The sequence below is a fragment of the Streptomyces verrucosisporus genome, from assembly GCF_017114865.1.
In the GTDB taxonomy this organism is placed as follows: Bacteria; Actinomycetota; Actinomycetes; order Streptomycetales; family Streptomycetaceae; genus Streptomyces; species Streptomyces fenghuangensis.
In genome coordinates this window covers 568,410-591,329 of the sequence record NZ_JADEYH010000002.1, presented here as the reverse complement: position 1 = coordinate 591,329, position 22,920 = coordinate 568,410, and the positions used below count along the sequence as shown (strand labels likewise).

The following is a 22,920-nucleotide window of genomic DNA, read 5'->3' as shown; positions in this document are numbered from 1 at the left end:
CCGTGCTGTGCCGGTCGAGGTGCCGGTCGAAGTGGCGGTCGCGTCGGTCGATGCGCCGGTGGACGCGTCGGTCGTCGTCATGTGAGAGCTGCTCCTCGGAATCGGTCGAGGTGGTATGGCCGGCTGGTCTGCGGCAGCGGGCAGGCGCGTGGGAGGCGGGCACGCCGACGGTTCGCCGTCGTGTGCCGTCGTCACCGTACGCACCATACGAACGTACGTGTCCCCTGGCCGCAGCGCAGTCCGTCGGAGGCCCTCTCTCCCTCGGCCGGCCCGTGTTGGCCGCCCGACCGCCATCAGCAGCGACGTCTGTGCCTTCCCGAGGCTACACGCTCGGTGTGCCGTCCGGGCGGGACGGCCTCGGACAACGGACGGCACCGCGGGGTTCCGGCCATGTGAACGCGGACGGCCTCGGTACGGCGAGCGGCCCGGGGCGTAAGGATCGTGCCCCGGGCCGCTCGCCGTACCGCTTCGCCGTAGCGCCGCTCAGAGGCTCTTGGCGGCTTCCTCCGTCTGGCTCACCCGGTATATGTCCGGCTCCAGGTAGATCACGCGGGCGATCGGGACCGCCGCGCGGACGCGCTGCTCGGCCTCGTCGATCGCCCGGGCGACCTCGGCCGCCGACTCGTGGCTCTCCACCGCGATCTTGGCGGCGACCAGCAGTTCGTCCGGACCGAGGTGGAGCGTGCGCATGTGGATGATCCGGGGGACCCGCTCGCCGTCGACGATCGCCTCGCGGATCTTCCCGAGCGCCTCCGTGTCGGCGGACTCGCCCAGCAGCAGGGACTTGGTCTCCACGGCGAGGACGATCGCGATGACGACGAGCAGCACACCGATGCAGATCGTGCCGATGCCGTCCCAGACCGGGTCACCGGTCAGGAGCGCCAGACCGACGCCGGCCAGGGCCAGGATGAGACCGACCAGGGCGCCGAGGTCCTCCAGGAGCACGACCGGCAGTTCGGGTGCCTTGGCCCGTCGGACGAACGCCGTCCACGACTGCGTGCCGCGGATCTCGTTGGACTCCTTGATCGCGGTCCGGAAGGAGAAGATCTCGGCGATGATCGCGAAGACCAGGACTCCCACCGGCCAGTACCAGTGGGAGAGTTCGTGCGGGTGCCTGATCTTCTGGTAGCCCTCGTAGAGGGCGAAGAGGCCGCCGACCGAGAACAGGACGATGGCCACGAGGAAGGAGTAGATGTAGCGCTCGCGCCCGTATCCGAAGGGGTGCTCCTCGCTCGCCTTCCTCTTCGCCTTCTTGTGGCCGAGCAGCAGCAGCGCCTGGTTGCCCGAGTCGGCGACGGAGTGGACGCCCTCCGCGAGCATCGACGAGGAGCCGCTGAAGGCGAACGCCACGAACTTGGCCACGGCGATGGACAGATTGGCGCCCAGCGCGGCGACGATCGCCTTGTTTCCGCCTGATGCACTCATGGAAGGTCGGCTCTCCTGGGAAGACGGCAGACTTGTCCCGGAGCCGGGGCCCGGCACGGGGCTCGCCCCCGTGCCGGGCCCCGGTGTCACGGTGTGGTGGTGCTGTGGTGCGGCCGCACCGCGGTCACACGGCCACGGTCGCGCGGAAGAGAGTACCGCTGCCGAGGACCGCGACGCGCTCGCCCGCCCGTACGAAGGCCGACCGGCCCCGGGGGAGGACGAGTTCGCCGCCCGCGCCGCCCGCGGTCACCTCCCGCAGGGTGATCTCCCCTTCCGCGCACAGCAGGATCTGGGGGGCCCGGTCGTCCAGGTCGTGCGGCTCCGAACCGGGCGCAAGGACGTACCGGGAGAGCCGGAACTCGTCGACGGGCGCCGTGTACACCTCCTCGCCCCCGGATGTGGTGCGCGGCCGCAGCACCTCGGGCTCCATCGGCTCGAAGCGGACGACGCGCAGCAGTTCGGGGACGTCCACGTGCTTGGGGGTCAGACCGCAGCGCAGCACGTTGTCGGAGTTGGCCATCAGCTCGACGCCCAGGCCGCCGAGGTAGGCGTGCGGGACGCCGGCGCCGAGGTAGAGGGCTTCACCGGGCTCCAGGTGCACCACGTTGAGCAGCATCGCGGCCAGGACGCCCGGGTCGCCGGGGTAGTGGCCGGCGATGCCGGCGTAGGCGGCGTACTCCCGGGCGTACGGCCCTTCTCCGGACGCCAGCCGCCGCGCCGCCGCGGCGGCCACTGCGACGGTCTCGGCGATCGCCTCCCGGTCTGCGGAGAGCACGGCGGTCAGCACCTCGCTCAGCGCCTCGTCCTCGGGCCGGGCGCGCAGGATGTCCGCGTACGGCTTGACGCCGCCGACGTCCAGTGCCTCCAGCAGGTCGGCGGTCCGGGCGGGGCGTCGGAAGCCGCACAGGCCGGTGAAGGGCGTGAGGGCGCAGACGAGTTCGGGCTTGTGGTTGGCGTCCTTGTAGTTGCGGTGCGGGGCGTCGGCCGGGACGCCCCGCTCCTCCTCGTCGGCGAAGCCCTCCCTGGCCTGGGCGAGGTCGGGGTGTACCTGGAGGGAGAGCGGGGAGGCGGCCGCCAGCACCTTGAGCAGGAACGACAGCCGCGGTCCGAACGCCTCGACGACCGCCGGCCCCAGTTCGCCCTCGGGGTCGGCCGCGATCGCCTCCGACAGGAGTGTCCCGCCTCCGCGGTCGATCCGCGACGGCGCGCCGGGATGGGCTCCCATCCACAGCTCGGCCTGCGGCTCGCCGGTGGGCTCGGTGCCGAGCAGTTCGGGGATGGCGGTGGTGGAGCCCCAGGCGTAGGGGCGCACGGTGTTGGTGAGGAGGTCCATGCGGGATGGTGTCCTTGGGTCCTTGTTCGGGGCCCGGAACTCGTCGTCCGGGCTCTGGCGGCTCCGACGGCTCGGGTGCCCCCCGTCAGCGCCGCTCGCCGCCGGCGAGCGCGAGGTAGACGGCGGCGAAGTCCACGGTGGCCAGCAGTTCGGCGGTGGTCTCGAGCGGGGTGCTGCCCTCGGCCGGCTCCAGTTCGCTGACCGGGGTGCCGTGCCCGTACGCCAGGTCGCGGGCGGCGACGGCGGCGGAGTGGGCGGCCGGAGGGCCCTCGCGCAGCAGGACGATCCGGGCGCGCATCGTCTCGGGCTCCTCCACCCTGTCCCGGAAGAAGTCGTCGGTGTCCTCCGCTCCCGAGAAGGAGCCGGTCAGCAGGGCGCCGTGGGCGGTGAGCGCCTCGGGCAGGAGGGCGGCCAGCGCCGGGCGGCCGACGAGCGAGGTGAGGGTGGTGGCGAAGTGGCGGGCGGCCGCGGCCGCGACGGTGCCCTCGCTCCACAGCAGCGGCAGCGCGTCGGAGAGCTCCGCGGCCAGGGTCTTGGCGGGGTTGCCGTAGGTGGGGGCGGCGGGACCGCACCGCTCGGCGACCTGGTCGAGGCGGTCGGCGAGGGCCGCGAGGTCCTCGGGGCCGGCGGCGGCCAGGCCGAGGCGGTCGGCCAGGGCCAGGAGCGGGGTGAGCAACGCCCACAGGGGGCCGGGGGCGGCGGGCGGGGCCGGGGTCTGCCGCTCGTAGGCGTCGCGCGGGTCGGGGCCCTCGTAGTGTTCGCCGGGCACCTCGGCCAGCGGTACGGCCAGGCCGCGGGCCTGGATGGCCGCCTCGGTCAGCGGGGCGGGGGCGGGGCTGACGGAGACGACGGTGCAGCCCCTGCGGTACGCCTGCTCGGCGAGTGCGGTCAGGCCGCCCTCGTGGCCGTCCGGGGTGGCGAGCAGCAGCAGGTCCAGCGGGCCGGCCCAGCCCGGCAGCGTCCAGCGCAGCGCGCCGGGGTCGGGGAGGGAGCCCGCGGGGTGGAGCAGGGTGACGGGGACGGCCCCGTTGCCGAAGGCCGCGAGGAGGTCGGCGACGCAGGCGACGGCCGGTCCGGTGCCCGCGACCAGGATGGCGCGGGGGCGGCCGTCGGGACGCAGTTCGGTCAGTCCCGCCTCGGTGGCGTGCCGCAGGGCCGTACGGGCGCGGGCGCCGGAGGCGGCGGCTTTGCGCAGCAGGCCGTGGGTGTCGGCTCCGGCCAGGGCGTCGGGGGCGTCGAGCAGGGTCTCGTCCAGCATGTGCGGCCTCTCCGGTCGCCGGGGGCGATCGTGCTCAGGCGGGATGGCGTGCCTCGTCGACGAGGAGGACGGGGATGCCGTCCCGGACGGGGTACGCCAGTTCGCACCCGCTGCCCTCGCAGACCAGTTCGTCGCCCTCCTCGTGGAGGGGGGAGTGGCACGCCGGGCAGGCGAGGATCTCCAGGAGACCGGCTTCGAGCGGCATTGGGTGCGTCCCTTCGGGGCGTGTGCTGTGCTGCTTCGTGGTGCTGTCGTGCGGTCAGCGTACCGCCGGGAGTCCGCCCTCCGTCGGCGGGTGCCGCGGCGGGCGGCGCGCCGGGCCGCGCGGCGGTGCCGGGACCGATGGCCGGTGGCCGTGGCCGGTCCCGGCGCCGCCGCGCGGTGGCCGGCCGTCAGGCGCGGACGATCGCCAGCACCTCGTCGCGGACCCCGGCGGCCGTCTCCGCGTCGCGCGCCTCGACGTTCAGGCGCAGCAGCGGCTCGGTGTTGGAGGGGCGGAGGTTGAACCACCAGTCCGGCGCCGTGACCGTCAGGCCGTCCAGTTCGTCCAGCGTCAGACCCTCGCGGCCGGCGTAGGCGGCCTTCACCGCGGCGGCGCGCCCGGCCTGGTCCTCGACGGTGCTGTTGATCTCGCCGGAGGCGGCGTAGCGGTCGTACCGGGCGACCAGTTCCGACAGGGTGCCCCCCTGTCCGCCGAGCGCGGCCAGGACGTGGAGGGCGGCGAGCATGCCGGTGTCTGCGTTCCAGAAGTCGCGGAAGTAGTAGTGCGCGGAGTGCTCGCCGCCGAAGACCGCGCCGGTGCGCGCCATCTCCTGCTTGATGAAGGAGTGGCCCACCCGGGTGCGCACCGGGGTGCCGCCCGCCTCCTTGACGACCTCGGGGACGGACCAGGACGTGATGCAGTTGTGGATCACGGTGGAGCCGGGGTGCTTGGCCAGCTCGCGCTCCGCGACCAGGGCGGTGATCGCCGACGGGGAGACGGGCTCCCCGCGCTCGTCGACGACGAAGCAGCGGTCGGCGTCGCCGTCGAAGGCCAGGCCGATGTCGGCGCCGGTCTCCCGCACCCGGGCCTGGAGGTCGACGATGTTGGCCGGATCCAGCGGGTTGGCCTCGTGGTTGGGGAAGGTGCCGTCGAGCTCGAAGTACATGGCGTCCAGCTCGACGGGCAGGCCTTCGAGGACGGTGGGGACGGTGTGGCCGCCCATGCCGTTGCCCGCGTCGACGACGACCTTCAGCGGGCGGACGGCGGTGAGGTCGACCAGCGAGCGCAGATGGGCGGCGTAGTCGGCCAGTACGTCCCGCCGGGTGATCGTCCCCGGCTTCTCCGCCGGCTCGGGGGCCCCGGCGGCGGCCCACTCCTCCACCAGCGCGCGGATGTCGGCCAGGCCGGTGTCCTGGCCGACGGGGGCGGCGCCGGCCCGGCACATCTTGATGCCGTTGTACCGGGCGGGGTTGTGGCTGGCGGTGAACATCGCGCCGGGCAGGCCGAACCGGCCGCTGGCGAAGTAGAGCTGGTCGGTGGAGCACAGGCCGATCTCGGTGACGTCGGCGCCGCGGGCGGCCGCTCCCCGGGCGAAGGCCCGCGACAGGCCCGGCGAGGAGGGGCGCATGTCGTGTCCGACCACGATCGCGCTCGCGCCCGTGACCGTCGCGAACGCCGCGCCGAACAGCTCGGCGAGGGGTTCGTCCCACTGGTCGGGCACCACACCACGTACGTCGTACGCCTTCACGATGTGTGACAGGTCAGGCACGGTCCACCCCTTCTGGAGTATCTGGCGACGCCCCAAATGTAACGGGGCGATCAGTTCTCGGGGGACCTCAGTACCCGCAGGTGGCCACGTCGAGCCACCTCCATCAGATCCGTCTCGCGCACGCCGCCGGAGCCGGACTGCTCGGCGGGGGCGGGCTTCCTGCGCTGCGGGGTGCGGGCGGCCTCGCGGACGGCGTTGGCCAGTGCTTCGAGGTCGTCGCCGCTGGGGCGGGCGGGGCCCGCGTCCACGGCGAGGCGGACGACCTCCCAGCCGCGCGGGGCTGTCAGCCGCTCCGAGTGCTCCGAGCACAGGTCGTAGCAGTGGGGCTCGGCATAGGTGGCGAGGGGACCGAGGACGGCCGTCGAGTCCGCGTAGACGTACGTCAGCGTCGCCACGGCAGGGCGGCCGCACGCGGTGCGCGAACAGCGACGTACAGGGCTCACGATGTTGGACGGTACCGCACTCTTGAGCGGGCCGCGACGACTCCCCGGGAGGTCACCCTGTTGTGTCGTGCCGGTCCACCGGCGTCCCGCGCCGCGGTGGCGGACCGGCTGACCTGGAATGGGCCGGAAAAGTCCGGTTGGCGGCGGGACGGAAGCCGGACATAGGCACCGTTACCCCTTCGTTCGGATTCCGTCATCGAGGAGCGATCATCGATCGGGGAGTTGTCCGAAACAAAGTTCTGGGGAAACACGGAGAACGGAACCGGTCGGTCTCCGGCAGCCGGTGATGCTGGAGGGGCGGCGCTGGAGGGCAAGGTCGCGTCGTCACCGCTGCCCGGCCCTCTCCGGACGGCTACTCTCAAGGTGATGAGCAACCCCGTACCGCCCCGCCGGCCCGATCCGCGACCGCGTCGCCGGGATCGCCATGGACGCGGCATGCGCGGCCCCGTCGCGCCGCCCCAGGTGCCGCTCGCCATGAGCCGCGCCGACGCCTTCGACGACCTGGTGCGCGACTCCGCCGACCGGCTGGAGAGGCAGTGGCCGCAGCTGTCCGGGGTGGAGTTCGTAGTACAGGAGGTGCCGCCGGCCGCACCGGGGGGCGGGGGCGGGCCCGACGGCTGGATCGACGGCTGGATCGACGGACCGGACAGCGTGCCGCTCGGCCGGTACGCGGCCGCGCACGACGGCCGCCCCGACCGCATCGTCGTCTACCGGCGGCCCATCGAGTTGCGCGCCAGGACGCGCGACGACCGGGCGCTGCTCGTCCACGAGGTGGTGGTCGAGCAGGTCGCCGAACTCCTCGGGCTGGCCCCGGAGTCGATCGACCCGCGCTACGGGCAGGACTGAGGACGGGACGGGAACGGGCCCGGGCGGCGTCCCGCGTGGGACGCCGCCCGGGCCCGTTCCGCCGCCCCCGCTCAGTCGACGAGCACCGACAGGTCCTGCCCGGCCCGCGGCACCGCCACCGTCCCCCGGTCGTCCGGGAGCGTCTGCACGGTGAACATCGGGATGCCGTCGTCCTCCAGGGAGAGCGTCCGGGCCGCGTACACCGTCCCGCCCGACAGCCGTTCGACGGTGAGCGCGTAGCGTCCCTTCGCGCCCTCGGGCCGCAGGTCGCCGACGGCCGTGGTGGTGCCGGCCTTGAGGTCGAACGTCCTGCTGACCGGTTCGCCGCCGCCGCTGCCGGCCGACGCGGTCACCCGCACCTTCGCGGCCTTCTCCGGCGCGGCCAGCGACAGGACCGTACCGCCGTCCTCGGTGCTCTTCGCCCCGGCGTCGCTCCCGGCCGCGGAGGCCCGCTCCCGGACGGGCGCGGTGGCGGGGATGAACGCCGTCTCCTGCCGCGCCCCCTCGCCGCGCAGCACGCGCAGCGCCGCCACGACGCGGGCACCGCCGCCCTCCTCGGCCGGGGAGAGGATCAGCGAGCCGGGCTCGCCCCTGGTCACGTCGCCGAGGTCCACGGCGGCGGTCGTGCCGCTCCTGACGTGGAGGGTCTCCCGGCCCGCGGGGGTGATGGCGCCGCTGGGGGTGGCCAGCCGCACCTTCAGGTCCACGTCCTTCTCGCCGGGCGCGAAGGCCACCAGGCGTACGGCGGTGGCGTCGGCCGGAATGCCGGGCAGGACCAGGGAGCCGCGGGAGTCGGCCGAGGCCGGCAGCCAGTCGCCGCCGAGCTTCTCGTCGAGTGACTGCACCTGGGCCCCGATCCGGCCGCTGCGCGCCACCACGTGCAGGACCACGTTGGTGACCGGCTCGCGCGAGAGCGTCGAGAGCAGCACGGGGACCGTGGAGCGGCCGGGGACGTTGAGGCCCTCGCCGCTCTCGGTCTTCACCGAGCCGTCCTTGCCGTACAGCTCCAGGTCGACCACGGCCGGGGCGTCGTCGGGGTTGGTCAGGTGGATGTAGTCGTGGCGCGACTTGGCGGTGCTCGCGCCGGGAAACCAGAACTCGGTGCCGGGGACCGTGCAGGACACCCCCAGCAGCCCGCGGCCGGTGCCCGCGGTGACGAGGGTGGTCTGCTGGACCGTCCAGCCGGGGGCGAGGCTTCCGTCGGCCGAGCCGGTCAGCGCGGGCGAGCCGCTGCTGTCCGCCTCGGCGGTGACCGGGACGCCGGGTTCCTCCAGGGGGACGACGGGGTCGGGCTCGTCGGCTCCCTTCCCGTCCTTGCCGCCGCGGCCGCCGCCTTCCAGGGTGCTCCCGGCCGGCAGCAGCCCGGCCCCGCTCCCCGCGCTCTTCGCGCTCCCCTTCCGCTCGGTGTCGCCCTTGGGGGTGTAGGACGTGTACGTGGTCTCGCCCACCTCCGAGGAGGCCGGCTGCGGGCACACCAGCGTGGAGCGTTCCACGGGGAGCCGGACGGCGGCGGGGCCGGCGGCGGGCTCGCCGGAGGGGGTGGTCAGCGCCGCGACGCCGGTGACGGCGGCCAGCGCGGCGACCACGCCGATCAGGGGGTAGGCGGTGCGGTTCATGCGCGGTCGCTCCTGTCGCCGTACGTCGTGCCGTCCTGGGCGCCGTGGCCGTACGAGCCGCCGTCGTAGGCATCGCCGTACGCGCCGCCCTCGTAGGTGCCCCCGTACGGGGGCCGGGGCTGCCCGCCCCGCGCGTACGGGTCGCCCTGGCCGGTGTGCTGCTCGTACCGCTGCCCGTCCCAGCCGTCCCAGCCCTGCGGCTGCGGCTGCGGCTGCGGCTGCGGCGACGTGTACGAGGGCTGGGGCCGCGGGGCCGGCTCGTACCCCGGTCCGGGCACCGGTTCCGGCCCGGGTCCCGGTGCGGTCCCCGGCGGCGGACCGTCCGCCGCCTCCTGCGCCGCGCGCAGCCTGCGGGCCCGCCGGCCCTCGCCCTCCACCGGCTGGGCCGGCACCGTCTCGGCCGTCTCGGGCAGGTCGTCGTCGATCTCCCGTCGGCGCCCCGGCAGTGCCATGACCAGCACCACCAGCATCAGCAGGCCCTGCGCCCACACCCATGCGGTGTGCGTCACGGGAGTCTCGTGGACCAGCTCCAGCCGGCCGCCCCGGTCGGGCAGTTCGAAGCCCTGCGCCCAGCCGTCCACGGTGACGGGCTTCAGCGGGCGCCCGTCCAGCGTGGCCCGCCAGCCGGGGTCGGCGGCGTCGGCGATCCGCAGCACCCGCCCGGCGGGGCCGGCGGGGACGTCGGTGCGTGCCTCGACCGGCCCGGCCGCGACGGTCACCGGCTCGGCCGCCGCGCCGCCCTTCTCCTCGGGGGGGACGACGGTGATCCGGGCGACCTGGGCGTCCACCCGCCACAGCGCGCTGCCGTCCTCCTGGCTGAGCCGGGACAGGCCCGGCGTCGCGTCCAGCACCGCGCTCATCTCGCGGGGCGCCCCGTCGCGCACCAGGACGTAGCGGACGGCGTAGCCGCCGAGCTGCTCGGCCTGGTCGGCGCCGGAGCCCGCGACCAGGTTGGCGACGACCTCGTCCAGTCGCCGGTCGCCCCCGGCCGCTCGGGCCGTGTCGCCGTCGCCCAGCCGGGCGCCGGAGCCGCGGACGAGGGTGTACGGGACCCGGGCCGCCGCGGAGGAGGTGCCGTCCCCGGCGTTTCCGCCGCCGGTCCCCCCGCCGAGGACGAGGGTGCGCGGCCGGTCCCGGGTGCCGCTCTCCTCGGCGACGAACGCCGGGACCTGCACCGGGCTGCGCCGCGACAGCGGCCCGTCGGCGCCGGCCGCCGTCCAGACCGCGGCGGCCACCAGGGGCGCCACGGCGGCCGCGATGCCGATCAGGGCCGCGACCGGCTGCCGCCAGCCGAAGCTCTGGGCCGCGACCCGGCCGCGCGCGCCCTCGGCGCCGAGTACGGCCGCGGCCAGCAGGCCCAGGCCGTAGACGAGGGTGGCGGGTCCGGCCCAGCCGGAGCCGCCGGTGAGCGCGGCGAAGAGCAGGCCGGCCAGGGCGGTGGCCCAGGCGGCCAGGATCGCGGTGCGCCGCTCGGAGCGCAGCAGTGCGGCGAGGGCGGCGAGCACGACGCCGGCGAAGAGTATCCCGCCCACCGTCCCGGGCCCGCCGGGGTCGAGGGTCAGCAGTCCGGTGGCGGAGGCGCTGCCCTCGCCGTAGGGCAGCCCCGCCTCGCGCAGGAAGGCCGAGGGGCTGGTGAGCAGTTCCAGCGACCACGGCGCCAGCAGCACCATCGGCACCGCCAGCAGCACGGCGGCGCGGACCGCGTACGCCCCGGTGTGGGCGCGCTGCCGGGCCCGCAGGACCACCACGGCCAGCGTGAGCACGGCGGCGACCGGCCAGACGACGGGGGTGAAGGCGGTGGTGAGGGTGAGCAGCAGCGCCAGGGCCCACACGGGGCGCCAGCCCGGCCGGTCGTCCCCGGCCGTCCGCAGCCCCGAGGCCGCGACCGCGGCCCGGGCCATCAGCGGCAGGGCGATCGCGAGCACGGCGGTGCCGAGCCGGCCGCCCGCCAGGGCGCCGGTGACGGCGGGCAGGAAGGCGTAGGCGACCGCGCCCCAGGCGCGCAGCAGCCGGGAGGCGACCAGCGGCCGGGAGGCGAAGTAGGCGGTGAGCCCGGCCAGCGGCACCGAGCAGACCAGCAGCAGGGTGAGGGTGAACCCGGTGCTGCCGAGGAAGACGGTGGCGAGGGTGGCGAGGACCGCCAGGTACGGCGGCGCGGACTCGGCGGCGCCGGTGCCGACCGGCTGCCAGGTCTCCAGGTGGCGCGACCACAGCTCGGCGGCGGAGCCCGGAGCGGGCAGCAGTGCGCCGCCCGCCAGCGCCCCGCCGGCCAGCAGGTCGCGGCAGGCGGCCAGGGAGGCCAGGAGGAGCACGGCGAAGAGCACGGGCCCCGGCCTGCGGGCGGTCCGCTTCAGCCGGGCGAACTGCTCGACCTCCAGGAAGTCGGCGTCGTCGTCGCCGGGCCCGGTCTCGACGGCGCCGTGCCGCGCGCCGGAGGAGGCGTCGGGGTCGGAGCGCCGGGCGAGGCTGCCCGCAACCTGCTCGGCGGTGGCGCGCACGGTCGCGCCCGGGGGCGGGAAGAGGGGGCGCAGCTCCGAGTGCGCCACGGCGGGTCTGCCGCGCCCGCGCCGGGCGGCGAGGATGCGTTCGGGGCGCAGGAGGGTGCCCATGAGCCCCCTGAACTCGTCGAGCGCCTGCCCGGGCACCTTGCCGACCAGATAGGCGAGCATCCTCAGCAGGGTGCCGACGACCAGGCGCAGCAGGACCCAGGGCAGCTTCTTGCCGGGGGCGTTGACGAGCAGTGTGTAGACCGCACCCGCCTTGTCCACGCGGTGCGGTCCGGCGACCGAGCGTCCGACGCAGTCGATGGGCCGTCTCTCCCGGGAGGAGGCCTCGGCGTGCCGGACGACGGCGTCGGGCGCGACGAGCACCCGGTGCCCGGCGGCCTGGGCCCGCCAGCACAGGTCCACGTCGTCGCGCATCAGCGGCAGGTAGCGGTCGAAGCCGCCGAGCCGCTCGAAGACGTCGCGCCGTATCAGCATGCCGGCGGTGGAGACGGACAGCACCTGCCGCACCTGGTCGTACTGGCCCTGGTCCTGCTCCCGGCGGTCCAGGCCGGTCCACCGCCGGCCGCTGTCGGCGATGGAGACGCCGACCTCCAGCAGCTGCCGGCGGTTGTACCAGCTGCGCAGCTTGGGACCGACGACGGCGGCCGACTCGTCGGCGTCGGCGACGCGGAGGAGTTCGGCGAGGGCGTCCGGCGCGGGCGCGCAGTCGTCGTGCAGCAGCCACAGCCACTGGACGGGTTCGCCGTAGGGCAGTTCGGGCATGTCGTAGGCGTCGTCGCGCCAGGTCCGGGTGACCGGGTCCCAGCCGCTGGGCCGCTTCAGGTAGGGCAGGTCCTCGGGGCCGAGGACGGGCGCGGTGCGGGCCGCCTCGCCGACCGCCGCGCCGAAGCCGGTGCGGCGGGCGAGGTGCAGTACGCGGTCGGGTCCGAGCGCCTCGGCGACCAGCCGCGCGGAGTCGTCGGCGCTGCCGGTGTCGGCGGCGATCACGTCCTGCACCGGCCGCTCCTGACCGGTGATCGCGGCCAGGGCGTCGGGCAGCCAGCGCTCGCCGTCGTGGGAGACGAGTACGGCGGTGACTACGTGCCTGGGGAACTCCGGCGGTCCGCCGGGGTCGGTCTCGGGCCGTGGCGAGGCGAACGATGCTGTGGCCGCCTCGTACTGGGCCGCCGGGTGGCTGTGCACGGACATCGGGGTAGGGGCCCTCCGGCCGGGGTCCGGGGGTCGCCCCCCGGAAGGCTGCTGCGTCGGACTGCTGGAAGTGTGCTGGACGCGGGTGCCGTGCGCTCGGCGGCCGCGTCGTGGACGGCTCCCCACACTAATGGCTGTACGCGCCCCGGCGTCCGGGGTCCCGGGTACTGGTCGCCCGCGCAGCGATCCGCCCCCGCGCGGTGCGCGGGGGCGGATCGGGTGCTCTGTGGTCCGTGCGGCGTCCTGTGCCGTTTCGTCCGCCGGTTCCTTGTGTCTCTTCTTCCGCTCTTCTGCGGCTTGCGCCGTTCGCGCCGCTTCGTCGGGCGGCCGCACGGCCGGGGTGCTGTGCGGACGTTCGCCGGGAGGGCGGGGACGGGCGGTGGCGGCCCGTCAGACGGCGGCCTTCTTCAGGCGGCGGCGCTCGCGCTCCGACAGGCCGCCCCAGATGCCGAAGCGCTCGTCGTTGGCGAGGGCGTACTCGAGGCACTCGGAGCGGACCTCACAGGCGAGGCAGACCTTCTTGGCCTCTCTGGTGGAACCGCCCTTCTCGGGAAAGAAGGACTCGGGGTCGGTCTGGGCGCACAACGCGCGCTCCTGCCAGCCGAGCTCCTCGTCCGCCTCTTCGACCAGCAGTTGTTCGAACAGCTCGGTCATGCGCGCCCCTCGTCAGTCTTTACGTCCCCGTGATGCTGTCGTTATCGATCCCGGCCGAACGACACGAGTGAAATTACAAGTGTGTACATCCACGCGAGTCAAGCCGAGATCTGCTATTGGGCCCGTTATTCACCCTGCGGAACCAAACCCTTGCATTAAGTGTTTAAATCACCACAAACCATGACAGGAAGATCGGACATCTCGCCCACCCGCCCCTCCTGTCCGGAGAGACGCGTCCGAACCCGGCCGCGTTGCCCTCCGCGCTCCGAAGCGATCCCGATCACACTCTGATCACAGATCCACAACGACGTTTGTGCGTGCGGATGTTGCGCCACTTGTCCGCTCCAGGCGCGCATAAACCTTTCGCCGGCCCGGGCGACCGGAAGTAGTGAAACCCGCCTGCCAAACGGGCCGTCCGGTTGACGGCCGTTTGACAGCGAGACGAAGTACCCGTTCTCCTTGGTGTCATGCCAGCGATCTGCTCGTTCAGCCCGGCCCGCCACCGCGGGGCCCTTCGCGCTGCCCGGGTCCGCTGTCGCTGTTGCCGTCGTTGAGGTTCCGGGTCGAGGTTCCGAGGCTCCCCGGGCCCTGATGCCTTCCGGGCTCCGAGGTCTTCCCGGGCTCCGGCGTTCCGAGGCGCACCGATCCGCCGGGACGGCCGGGACCGCCGGTGGCCGGGCCGGTGGCGCGGAAGCACCCTTCCGCCGCGGCCCGGCACCCTCCTCTCCTCCCTTCGGCCTCCCCTCTCCTCCCCGGCCCGTGCCCGCCCCGGGCTCCGCACTCCCCCGCTCCCACCGCGCCCCTGAGGAACTCCCCGCCGTGAACAGTGACGTCGAGATCGCCGGCGACCCGCTCGCCATCCCCCACCTCCTGCCGCCCGTCCCCGAACACCCCTCCACCGTCGCCGGGTTCGCCGGCCTCGCCCGTACGATCGCCGCCGACCGCACCACATGGGCCCCGCTGGTGCGGTACGACGCCACCACCCGCTGGTACCACCGGCTGCGCACCGGGCCCGGCTACGAGGTCTGGCTGCTGAGCTGGGTGCCGGGCCAGGGCAGCGGACCGCACGGACACGGCCCCTCCTCCGCGGTACTCACCGTCCTGGACGGCGAGTTGACCGAGCGGACCGCGAGCGGGGAGCGCGCGCTGGGCGTCGGCGCACAGCGGGTGTTCGCGCCCGGTCACGTCCACGAGGTCGTCAACGACGCCCTCGAGCCGGCCGTCAGCCTGCACGTGTACTTCCCCGGTCTCACCGAGATGCCGGTGCACGCCCCGCACGCCGTCTCGTGCGCCCCGGCGGAGCGGGGCGCGGTCGCGCCCCGCAGTCCGCTGCCGGGCTGACGCCCCGCCGCCCCGCCCCGCCGGGGCGGCTTCGGGCTGAGAGACTGTCCGCATGCAGCGCATTGTGGTTCTGGCCGGAGGCATCGGTGGTGCCCGCTTCCTGCGTGGACTGAAGGAGGCCGCACCCGACGCCGAGATCACGGTCGTCGGCAACACCGGCGACGACATCCACCTGTTCGGCCTGAAGGTCTGCCCGGACCTCGACACGGTGATGTACACCCTGGGGGGCGGCATCCACGAGGAGCAGGGCTGGGGCCGCGCGGACGAGACCTTCACCGTGAAGGAGGAGCTGGCGGCGTACGGCGTCGGCCCCGACTGGTTCGGCCTGGGCGACCGCGACTTCGCCACCCACATCGTGCGCACCCAGATGATCGGCGCGGGCTATCCGCTCAGTGCCGTCACCGAGGCGCTGTGCGCGCGCTGGCGACCGGGGGTGCGGCTGCTGCCGATGACCGACGACCGGGTCGAGACCCATGTGGTGATCGAGGCCGAGGACGGCGGCCGCAAGGCCGTGCACTTCCAGGAGTACTGGGTGCGGCTGCGGGCGTCGGTGCCCGCGCACGCGGTGATCCCGGTGGGCGCCGAGCAGGCCAAGCCGGCTCCGGGCGTGCTGGAGGCACTCGGAGAGGCGGACGTGGTCCTCTTCCCGCCGTCCAACCCCGTGGTCAGCATCGGCACCATCCTCGCCGTGCCCGGCGTCCGTGAGGCGATCGCCGACGCCGGGGTGCCGGTGGTGGGCCTGTCCCCCGTCATCGGGGGCGCTCCGGTGCGCGGGATGGCCGACAGGATGCTGGCCGCCATCGGCGTGGAGACCACGGCCGCGGCGGTGGCCGGGCACTACGGTTCCGGGCTGCTGGACGGCTGGCTGGTGGACACCGCCGACTCCGGCGCCGTGCCCGGGGTGGAGGCGGCGGGCATCCGCTGCCGGGCCGTGCCGCTGCTGATGACGGACGTCGAGGCCACCGCGCGGATGGCGCGCGAGGCGCTCGCCCTCGCCGAGGAGGTGCGGATGTGAGCGGCGCGGACACGCCCCCGGCGTACCGGGTGTGGGCGCTGCCGGGGATTCCCGAGGTGCGGCCCGGCGACGACCTGGTGAAGCTGATCGCGGACGCGGCCACCGCCCCGGACCTGCCCGGCCTGGCCCACGGCGACGTGCTGGTGGTGACGTCGAAGATCGTCAGCAAGGCCGAGGGGCGGGTGGTCGAGGCCGCCGGCCGGGAGGCCGCGATCGACGCCGAGACCGTGAGGGTGGTCGCCCGGCGCGGTCCGGCGCGGATCGTCGAGAGCCGGCACGGCTTCGTGATGGCGGCTGCCGGTGTGGACGCCTCCAACACCCCGGCCGGGACGGTGCTGCTGCTGCCCGAGGACCCGGACGCCTCCGCGCGCCGGATCCGCGAGGGCCTGCGGGGGCTGCTGGGCGTGACGGTCGGGGTCGTGGTCACCGACACCTTCGGACGGCCGTGGCGCGTGGGTCAGACCGACGTCGCCATCGGCGCCGCCGGGGTCCGCGTTCTTGAGGACCTGCGCGGCGGTACCGACACGCACGGCAACCCGCTGGGCGTGACGGTCACGGCCGTCGGCGACGAACTGGCCGGGGCCGGGGAGCTGGTGAAGGGCAAGGCCGACGGGCTGCCGGTCGCGGTGGTGCGGGGCTTGCCGCAGCACGTGGTGTGGGACTCCCCCCAGGAGGGGCCCGGAGCCGGGGAGTCCGGGGAGAGCGGGGAGGACACGGGAGCCGGAGCGCGGGCGCTGATCCGGCCGGCTGCCGACGACATGTTCCGCCTGGGCGCCTCCGAGGCCGTACGGGAGGCGGTGACGCTGCGGCGCACCGTGCGGGAGTTCACCGGCGAACCGGTGGACGGCGAGGCGGTGCGGCGGGCGGTGGCCGCGGCGGTCACGGCCCCGGCGCCGCACCACACCACGCCGTGGCGCTTCGTCCTGCTGGAGTCGGCCGCCTCGCGCACCCGGCTGCTGGACGCCATGCGGGAGGCGTGGACCGCCGATCTGCGCGCCGACGGGAGGAGCGAGGAGAGCGTCGCGAAGCGGATCCGGCGCGGGGACGTGCTGCGGAACGCGCCGTATCTGGTGGTGCCGTGCCTGGTGACCGAGGGGGCGCACGACTACCCGGACGCGCGGCGCTCGGCCGCCGAGCGCGAGATGTTCGTGGTCGCGGCCGGGGCCGGGGTGCAGAACCTGCTGGTCGCCCTGGCGGGCGAGGGGCTGGGGTCGGCGTGGGTGTCGTCCACCATGTTCTGCCGCGACGTGGTGCGCGAGGTGCTGGACCTGCCCGGCGGCTGGGACCCGATGGGCGCGGTGGCCGTGGGCCGTCCCGCCGCCCAGCCGAAGGCGCGCCCGCCGCGGCGGGCGGAGGACTTCACCGTCGTGCGCTGACGCGCGCTCCCGGACACGGGCGAGGGCACAGGCGAGGGCACGGGCGCGGAGGCGGTCACAGGCGTGCGATGTCGCCGTGCGGGAAGCGCGGCGCACGGCGGGGCGGGGTGCGGCCGGTGGCCAGGATCAGCCGTGTGGCGCGGTGGCGCTGGCCCGCGTAGGGGGCGAGCAGTTCCAGCATCCGCGCTTCGTCCTGCTGAAGTCTGCCGTCGCGTGCGCCGGTGAGGGCGTGGACCACGATCCCCGGCAGGTGCAGGTCGCCGACCGTCACCGCGTCCGCCGCGCCGCTGACGCGCTGGAGGGTCTCGGCCGCCGTCCACGGGCCGATGCCGGGGATCGCCGTCAGGCGGGTCACCGCCGCGGCCTCCTCCATGCGCGCGGCCTCCTCCATGCGCCGGGCGCGCGCCACCGCGCGCAGGATCGCCGAGGAGCGCTTGTTGTCCACCCCTGCCCGGTGCCACTCCCAGGAGGGGATCAGCGCCCAGGTGCGAGGCCCGGGCATCACGTACATGTGCTCCGGCAGCCGGCCGGCCGGGCCCGGCGCGGGCTCGCCGTGGCGGCGCAGCAGCAGCCGCCAGGCGCGGTACGCCTCGTCCGTGGTGACCTTCTGCTCCAGGATCGAGGGGATCAGCGACTCCAGCACCAGCCCGGTGCGCACCAGCCGCAGTCCGGGGTGGCGGCGGTGCGCCTCCGCCACGAGCCGGTGGCGGGGGACGAAGACCGACGGGTCGTCGCCGGCGCCGAGCAGCGCCGGGAGACGGTCGAGGATCCACTCGGCGCCCGGCCCCCACGCCTCGCCCACCACCTCGCCCGCGCCCGCGTCCGGCGCGACCCGCAGCGTGGCCGGGCCCAGGGGAGTCCGGGTGGCCCGCCAGACCGCGCCGCCGGCCGCGCGGTAGGCGGGGTCGTAAGGGCCGCGCCGGAGCACCCGCAGATTGCGGCGCAGGTCGTGCGGCCCGAACGGCTGCGGCGGGGCCCAGCGGCGGACGGTGGGGGCGGGGCCGGGACGGTGGCCGGAGCCGGGGGCGGGATCGTCGGGGGCGGGATCGTCGGGGGCGGTGAGGCCGTCGAGGTCGGAGTCGGTCACGGTTCGGTGCTCCGGGTCAGCGGTCGGAGGAGAAGCGGACCGAGCCCGCCTCCAGGCGGACGCCGCACCACACCCGGATGCCGTCGCGCAGTTCGTTGTCCTCGCCGACGACCGCACCGTCTCCGATGACCGCACCCTCCAACACCGTACGCGCCCCTATTCGTGCCCCCGCGCCGACGAGCGAGTCGCGCACGACGGCGTCCGGCCCGACGACCGCGCCGTCCAGCACCGTACTGCCGTGCACCCGCGCCCCCTCGGCGATCACCGCGCCCGCCCCGACCGCCGTACCGCCGGTCAGCTTGGCGCCGGGGGCCACCTCCGCGCCGTCCAGCACCAGCCGCTCACCGCGGCGGCCGGGCACGGCCGGGGAGGGCGCGTGGCCGAGCACCAGATCGGCCGAGCCGCGGACGAAGGCCTGCGGGGTGCCCAGGTCGAGCCAGTAGGTGGAGTCGACCATGCCCTGCAGATGGGCGCCCTCGGCGAGCAGCCCGGGGAAGGTCTCGCGCTCGACGGAGACCGGGCGGCCGGCGGGGATGGTGTCGATCACCGACCGGTCGAAGACGTACGCGCCCGCGTTGATCTGGTCGGTGACGATCTCCTCGGGGGTCTGCGGCTTCTCCAGGAAGGCGGTGACCCGGCCGCCGGCGTCGGTGGGGACCAGGCCGAAGGCGCGCGGGTCCGCGACCTTCGTCAGATGGAGGGAGACGTCGGCGCCGGAGGAGGTGTGGGTCTCCACCAGGGCGCGGATGTCGAGGCCGGTGAGGATGTCGCCGTTGAAGACCAGCACCGGGTCGCCGGGGCCGCAGTGGAGCCGGGAGGCGACGTTGCGGATGGCCCCGCCGGTGCCCAGCGGCTCCTCCTCGGTGACGTACTCCAGGTGGAGTCCTAGGTCCGAGCCGTCGCCGAAGTACGGCTCGAAGACCTCGGCCAGGTATGAGGTGGCGAGTACGACGTGCTCGACCCCGGCCGCGCGGGCACGGGCCAGCTGGTGGGTGAGGAAGGGGACTCCCGCCGCCGGGACCATGGGCTTGGGGGTGTGGACCGTCAGCGGCCGCAGCCGGGTTCCCCTGCCCCCGACGAGGAGGATCGCTTCTGTCACCGGTTCTTCTCTGCTTCCTGCTGGGGACCGTGCCTGGTGGCCGGGCCAGTGTAGGCGGCCCGGCCGGCACGGTCCCCGGTGCGGCGGCCGCCGGGGCCGGGGCCGCACCGGCGTCGCGGGGGCGCGGGGCCGGCGCGGTCCGCGCCGCTGCCGCTACCTGCCCTGCAGCCGGGCCGCGGTGGCCCGGATGGTGCCCAGCCTGGAGTAGAGCCGGTCGCCCGGGCAGCCGGTGACATAGCCGTCCCGGTGTCCGGAGACGGAGCGGAGCCTGACGGTGGCCCCCTTGGGGTACTTGCCGCCGCCGGAGGTCATGGTGGCGGTGCCGCGCGGGTCGACGCCGTGCAGGCCCAGCTTCCAGGCGACGAGCTTGGAAACGGCGTTCACCGCGGCCCCGGAGGGGTTGGTGCTGTTGTACGAGCCGAGAACGGCGATGCCGGTGCTGTCGTGGTTGAAGCCGTAGGTGTGGGCTCCCATCACCGGGTTGGCCACGCCACCGGCGCGGCCCTCGTAGATCTTCCCGCACTTGTCGACGAAGAAGTTGTAGCCGACGTCCCGCCAGCCGTTGCTCTGGACGTGGTAGCGGTAGATACCCCGGATGATGGAGGCGGACTGGCCGCACGAGTAGTTGTTGCTCATCGCCGTGTGGTGGACGAAGGCCATCCTGACCGTCTTGGTGTAGAGGAACGGTCCGCGCAGCCGCTCGTCGGCCCCCCACCCTCTGCGGGTGACGATGCCGGGCCGGGGGCCGATGGGTGCGTCGGTGGTGGTCTGCGGCTGCTCGGCCGTGCCCGCCCGCCCGTTCCGCTCGCTCTGTCCGGGGGTCCGTACCGCGAGCAGGTCCTCGACGGCCCCCTGCCGGTCCAGAGCCGGGATCTCCAGGGCTCCGGCCGGTGCGAGCGCGGAGTTCGCCTCGCCCGCGGGGTTCTCCTTACCGGACTCGGCCGCGGGGTCGTCGCCGGGGTGGACCAGATCCAGGCGCAGCCCCTCGGGCAGCCGGTGCGCCCCGGAGGCGCCCTCCTCCGGCAGGACGCGGGCCTGTACGCCGTTGGAGTCGCCCACCCACAGCGGTGCCGTCGCTCCGCGCACCTTGCTCCCGCGGGACTCGGCCGAGTCCGGGTCGGGCCGGTCGGCGTGGGTCTCCAGGTCCTGCCAGGACGACCACTCGCCGGTGGCGGTGGACTTGGTGCGCACCTGGATCCGGCCGTGCGGTTCCTCCTCCGGGTCGTCCCAGACCACGCCGAGCAGCGAGAAGGGTTCGACCTCGCGGGCCGGGAGGCCGAGGGACACCGAGTCGGAGGAGCCGGGCGGGGTGGTCGTGGGCGGCGGGGTGAGGGGGACGAGCGGCAGCGACTGGGTGCTGCCGGGCAGCCGGGGGGCCGCCACGGACTCGGAAGCGGGCGCGGGGGCCGCGGAGGCGCTGCCCGCCAGGCCGCCGGGCACGGTCAGCGGCAGCACCGCGGCCGCCGCGCACGCGACGCCGATCGATGACGCAATGAATGCACGCATAAATCCGATATTGGACACGGGGGGTATGGCTGTCTAACGGGGAGCTGACAACCGGTCGCCCTGAGTCGCGCTCACCGGGCACCGCGGGCACCCCCGTTCCGGCACCTCCGGGCGGCGGCCCGCGTACCCTGGCGCCGATGAACACCACCGATCGCACCCCTGCCGACCTGCTGCGATCCGCGCTCGCCGCGGACGCCGCCCGCCCGCTGGTGACCTTCTACGACGACGCCACCGGCGAGCGCGTCGAACTCTCCGTCGCCACCCTCGCCAACTGGGTGGCGAAGACGGCCAACCTCCTGCAGGGCGAGCTGTCCGCCGAGCCCGGCGACCGGCTCGCGCTGCTGCTGCCCGCCCACTGGCAGACCGCGGTCTGGCTGCTGGCCTGCTCCTCCGCCGGAGTCGTCGCCGAACTGCCCGCCGGCACCGCGGGTACGACCGGCGCGGACTCGGCCTCCTCCCTCGCCGCGGCCGCCGACCTCGTCGTCAGCGGCCCGGACACCCTGGAGGCGGCCCGCGCCTGCACCGGCGAGCGCATCGCGCTCAGCCTGCGCCCCCTGGGCGGCCGATTCCCCCGGCCGCCCGAGGGCTTCACCGACTACGCCGTCGAGGTGCCGGGCCAGGGCGACCACTTCGCCCCCTTCTCCCCCGTCGACCCGGACGCGCCCGCGCTGGTCGTCGGCGGGGAGGAGCTGACCGGGGCACAGGTCGTCGAGCGTGCCCGCGCCGACGCCGGAGCGCGCGGACTCGGCCCCGGCGCACGCCTGCTGTCGGGGCTGCCGTACGGCACCTGGGAGGGGCTCTCCGCCGGGCTGTTCGCCCCGCTGGCCGCCGGAGGCTCGGTCGTGCTCTGCCGCCACCTGGACCGCCTGGAGGCGGCGGGACTGGAGGAGCGCGGGCGGAGCGAGCGCATCACCCACACGGCCGACTGACCCACCGTCGGGCGCGCCCTCCCGCCCGGCTCCGGAACCCATCCCATAGCCGGGCACATCCCCCACGGCTTGCGGTCGCGCGGAGTTTTTCCCTCCTTCCGGTACAACCACCGGTCCCTCCCGGGTGTCTGTACAGAAGACCGGCGACCGCACGGCTGTGCGCGAACCGCCGCCGACCGCTGAGGGATGAACACATACGTGACCGGACCCGAGGACGCGCAGCAGACCGGCCTTCCCCACCCGCCGCCCCGGCCACGCCGCCGGTGGCTGCGCTGGGCCGCGCTGGGCGCGTCGCTCGCCTTACTCGCGGCGGGCGGCGCGGCCTGGTTCCTCTACGACAGACTCGACGGCAACATCCGCACCGACACGGAGGCCGTCGACCAACTGCGGCGCTTCGACCGGGAGCGCCCCGCCGCGGTCGTGCACGAGGCGAAGAACATCCTGCTCATCGGCTCCGACGACCGCAGCGGCGACAACGGCAGGTACGGGCGGGACAGCGGCACCCAGCGCTCCGACACCACGATCCTGCTCCATCTGTCCGCCGACCGCTCCAGCGCCACCGGGGTGTCGATACCGCGGGACCTGATGGTGGACATACCCGAGTGCCCCGGGCCCGACGGCACGACCTCCGGGCCGCTGTTCGCGCAGTTCAACTGGGCCTACGAGATGGGCGGGGCGGCCTGCACGATCCGCACCGTCGAGAACCTGACCGGCATCCGCGTGGACCACCATCTGATCGTGGACTTCACCGGCTTCGAGAAGCTGGTGGACGCGGTCGGCGGCGTCGAGGTGTGCCTGGCCGAGCCCGTGAACGACCCCGAGGCGCACCTCGTCCTGGACGCCGGACCCCAGCGGCTCGACGGCGAGCAGGCCCTCGGCTACGTACGCGCCCGCAAGGGCATCGGCGACGGCAGCGACACCCAGCGGATGGAGCGGCAGCAGGAGTTCCTGGCCACCATGCTGAGCCAGGTGCGCGACGACGGTCTCCTGACCGATCCGGCCGAGCTCTACCGGGTGCTGGACGCGGTGACGTCGTCGCTCACGGCCGACCCCGGCCTGGACTCCCTCTCGGAACTGTACGACCTGGTCAGCGGCGTCCGCGGCATACCCGAGGAGCGGGTGCGGTTCATGACCGTGCCCCGGCGGCCGTACACCTACAACCCCAACCGCGACGAACTGGTGCAGCCGGACGCGGACCTGCTGTTCGAGGCGCTGCGCGAGGACCGGCCGGTGCCGAAGGAGGGGCTGTCGCCTTCCGGATCCCCCTCCGCCGAGCCGTCCGGCGAACCGTCCGCCGGGGCCGGGGTTCCCGCCTCGGACTCCGGGGCCGGGGCGCCGGAGCCGAGCGGCTCGCCCACCGGTCCGCCCGCCGCCTCCGCTTCCGCTTCCCCGTCCGCCGGGGAGTCCGCGGACAGCGCCACCGAGAGCCTGTGCGGATGAGCGCGGCTGCGTCGGGACGCGGGGGAACGCGAGAGAAACAGCACAGGGAACCGCTCAAGAAATTGGAATGGAATGTCTGTTTGAGGAAGAAAGTAACCTGCCTGCA

At 74.8% G+C, this 22,920-nt stretch carries 18 protein-coding genes; 6 read left to right on the top strand and 12 right to left on the bottom strand.

What is annotated here, in order from left to right; all coding sequences use genetic code 11:
- Positions 1 to 483: 483 nt before the first annotated feature.
- The 6 genes from IQ279_RS05660 to IQ279_RS05635 all read right to left on the bottom strand — a co-directional run bounded on the left by IQ279_RS05660 (position 484) and on the right by IQ279_RS05635 (position 6,213).
- The gene (locus IQ279_RS05660; RefSeq protein WP_206347157.1) at positions 484 to 1,425 is read right to left on the bottom strand and encodes a cation diffusion facilitator family transporter; all 942 of its coding nucleotides are present in this window, start codon (positions 1,423 to 1,425) and stop codon (positions 484 to 486) included.
- A gap of 124 nt (positions 1,426 to 1,549) precedes the next feature.
- On the bottom strand, positions 1,550 to 2,758 hold the full coding sequence (gene manA, locus IQ279_RS05655; RefSeq protein WP_206347156.1) for a mannose-6-phosphate isomerase, class I: 1,209 nt from the start codon (positions 2,756 to 2,758) through the stop codon (positions 1,550 to 1,552).
- Between the two features lie 85 nt (positions 2,759 to 2,843).
- Positions 2,844 to 4,016 (bottom strand): SIS domain-containing protein, encoded by a 1,173-nt coding sequence (locus tag IQ279_RS05650; RefSeq protein ID WP_206347155.1) that lies wholly within the window; start codon positions 4,014 to 4,016, stop codon positions 2,844 to 2,846.
- Positions 4,017 to 4,050: 34 nt separating this feature from the next.
- On the bottom strand, positions 4,051 to 4,221 hold the full coding sequence (locus IQ279_RS05645; protein WP_206347154.1) for a Trm112 family protein: 171 nt from the start codon (positions 4,219 to 4,221) through the stop codon (positions 4,051 to 4,053).
- Positions 4,222 to 4,408: 187 nt separating this feature from the next.
- Entirely contained in the window at positions 4,409 to 5,767 is a 1,359-nt protein-coding gene (locus IQ279_RS05640; protein WP_206347153.1) for a phosphomannomutase/phosphoglucomutase, read from the bottom strand.
- Positions 5,768 to 5,817: 50 nt separating this feature from the next.
- Positions 5,818 to 6,213, bottom strand: a complete 396-nt coding sequence (locus IQ279_RS05635) for a DUF3499 domain-containing protein (RefSeq protein WP_206347216.1) — start codon at positions 6,211 to 6,213, stop codon at positions 5,818 to 5,820.
- Positions 6,214 to 6,576: 363 nt separating this feature from the next.
- On the opposite strand from IQ279_RS05635, the gene IQ279_RS05630 reads away from it, so the two are divergent.
- On the top strand, positions 6,577 to 7,056 hold the full coding sequence (locus IQ279_RS05630) for a metallopeptidase family protein (RefSeq protein ID WP_206347152.1): 480 nt from the start codon (positions 6,577 to 6,579) through the stop codon (positions 7,054 to 7,056).
- A 71-nt stretch (positions 7,057 to 7,127) separates the two neighbouring features.
- On the opposite strand, the gene IQ279_RS05625 is transcribed toward IQ279_RS05630, so the two are convergent.
- The 3 genes from IQ279_RS05625 to IQ279_RS05615 form a co-directional block, all read right to left on the bottom strand.
- Positions 7,128 to 8,672, bottom strand: a complete 1,545-nt coding sequence (locus IQ279_RS05625; protein ID WP_206347151.1) for a DUF5719 family protein — start codon at positions 8,670 to 8,672, stop codon at positions 7,128 to 7,130.
- Entirely contained in the window at positions 8,669 to 12,367 is a 3,699-nt protein-coding gene (locus IQ279_RS05620; RefSeq protein WP_206347150.1) for a glycosyltransferase family 2 protein, read from the bottom strand. The genes IQ279_RS05625 and IQ279_RS05620 overlap by 4 nt, the downstream gene beginning before the upstream one ends.
- Before the next feature lie 390 nt (positions 12,368 to 12,757).
- The gene (locus IQ279_RS05615; protein WP_003950432.1) at positions 12,758 to 13,021 is read right to left on the bottom strand and encodes a WhiB family transcriptional regulator; all 264 of its coding nucleotides are present in this window, start codon (positions 13,019 to 13,021) and stop codon (positions 12,758 to 12,760) included.
- 819 nt (positions 13,022 to 13,840) lie between these two features.
- On the opposite strand from IQ279_RS05615, the gene IQ279_RS05610 reads away from it, so the two are divergent.
- Genes IQ279_RS05610 through IQ279_RS05600 form a run of 3 tightly spaced genes read left to right on the top strand, consistent with a single transcriptional unit; the run spans position 13,841 to position 16,753 of the window.
- Positions 13,841 to 14,362, top strand: a complete 522-nt coding sequence (locus IQ279_RS05610) for a cysteine dioxygenase (protein ID WP_206347149.1) — start codon at positions 13,841 to 13,843, stop codon at positions 14,360 to 14,362.
- Positions 14,363 to 14,414: 52 nt separating this feature from the next.
- Complete coding sequence (gene cofD, locus IQ279_RS05605; RefSeq protein WP_206347148.1) at positions 14,415 to 15,377, top strand: 2-phospho-L-lactate transferase; 963 nt, start codon at positions 14,415 to 14,417, stop codon at positions 15,375 to 15,377.
- The gene (locus tag IQ279_RS05600; protein WP_206347147.1) at positions 15,374 to 16,753 is read left to right on the top strand and encodes a coenzyme F420-0:L-glutamate ligase; all 1,380 of its coding nucleotides are present in this window, start codon (positions 15,374 to 15,376) and stop codon (positions 16,751 to 16,753) included. The genes cofD and IQ279_RS05600 overlap by 4 nt, the downstream gene beginning before the upstream one ends.
- Before the next feature lie 55 nt (positions 16,754 to 16,808).
- Here the strand turns inward: IQ279_RS05600 and IQ279_RS05595 are convergent, their stop codons facing one another.
- The 3 genes from IQ279_RS05595 to IQ279_RS05585 all read right to left on the bottom strand — a co-directional run bounded on the left by IQ279_RS05595 (position 16,809) and on the right by IQ279_RS05585 (position 20,445).
- The gene (locus tag IQ279_RS05595) at positions 16,809 to 17,840 is read right to left on the bottom strand and encodes a DNA-3-methyladenine glycosylase family protein (RefSeq protein ID WP_372445073.1); all 1,032 of its coding nucleotides are present in this window, start codon (positions 17,838 to 17,840) and stop codon (positions 16,809 to 16,811) included.
- Positions 17,841 to 17,856: 16 nt separating this feature from the next.
- The gene (gene manB, locus IQ279_RS05590) at positions 17,857 to 18,939 is read right to left on the bottom strand and encodes a mannose-1-phosphate guanylyltransferase (protein WP_206347146.1); all 1,083 of its coding nucleotides are present in this window, start codon (positions 18,937 to 18,939) and stop codon (positions 17,857 to 17,859) included.
- A 153-nt stretch (positions 18,940 to 19,092) separates the two neighbouring features.
- The gene (locus tag IQ279_RS05585; RefSeq protein ID WP_206347145.1) at positions 19,093 to 20,445 is read right to left on the bottom strand and encodes a peptidoglycan recognition protein family protein; all 1,353 of its coding nucleotides are present in this window, start codon (positions 20,443 to 20,445) and stop codon (positions 19,093 to 19,095) included.
- A gap of 137 nt (positions 20,446 to 20,582) precedes the next feature.
- Here IQ279_RS05585 and IQ279_RS05580 point away from each other — a divergent pair, with 137 nt between their 5' ends.
- Complete coding sequence (locus IQ279_RS05580) at positions 20,583 to 21,374, top strand: TIGR03089 family protein (protein ID WP_206347144.1); 792 nt, start codon at positions 20,583 to 20,585, stop codon at positions 21,372 to 21,374.
- A gap of 198 nt (positions 21,375 to 21,572) precedes the next feature.
- Positions 21,573 to 22,814 (top strand): LCP family protein, encoded by a 1,242-nt coding sequence (locus IQ279_RS05575; protein ID WP_307792225.1) that lies wholly within the window; start codon positions 21,573 to 21,575, stop codon positions 22,812 to 22,814.
- Positions 22,815 to 22,920 lie beyond the last annotated feature (106 nt).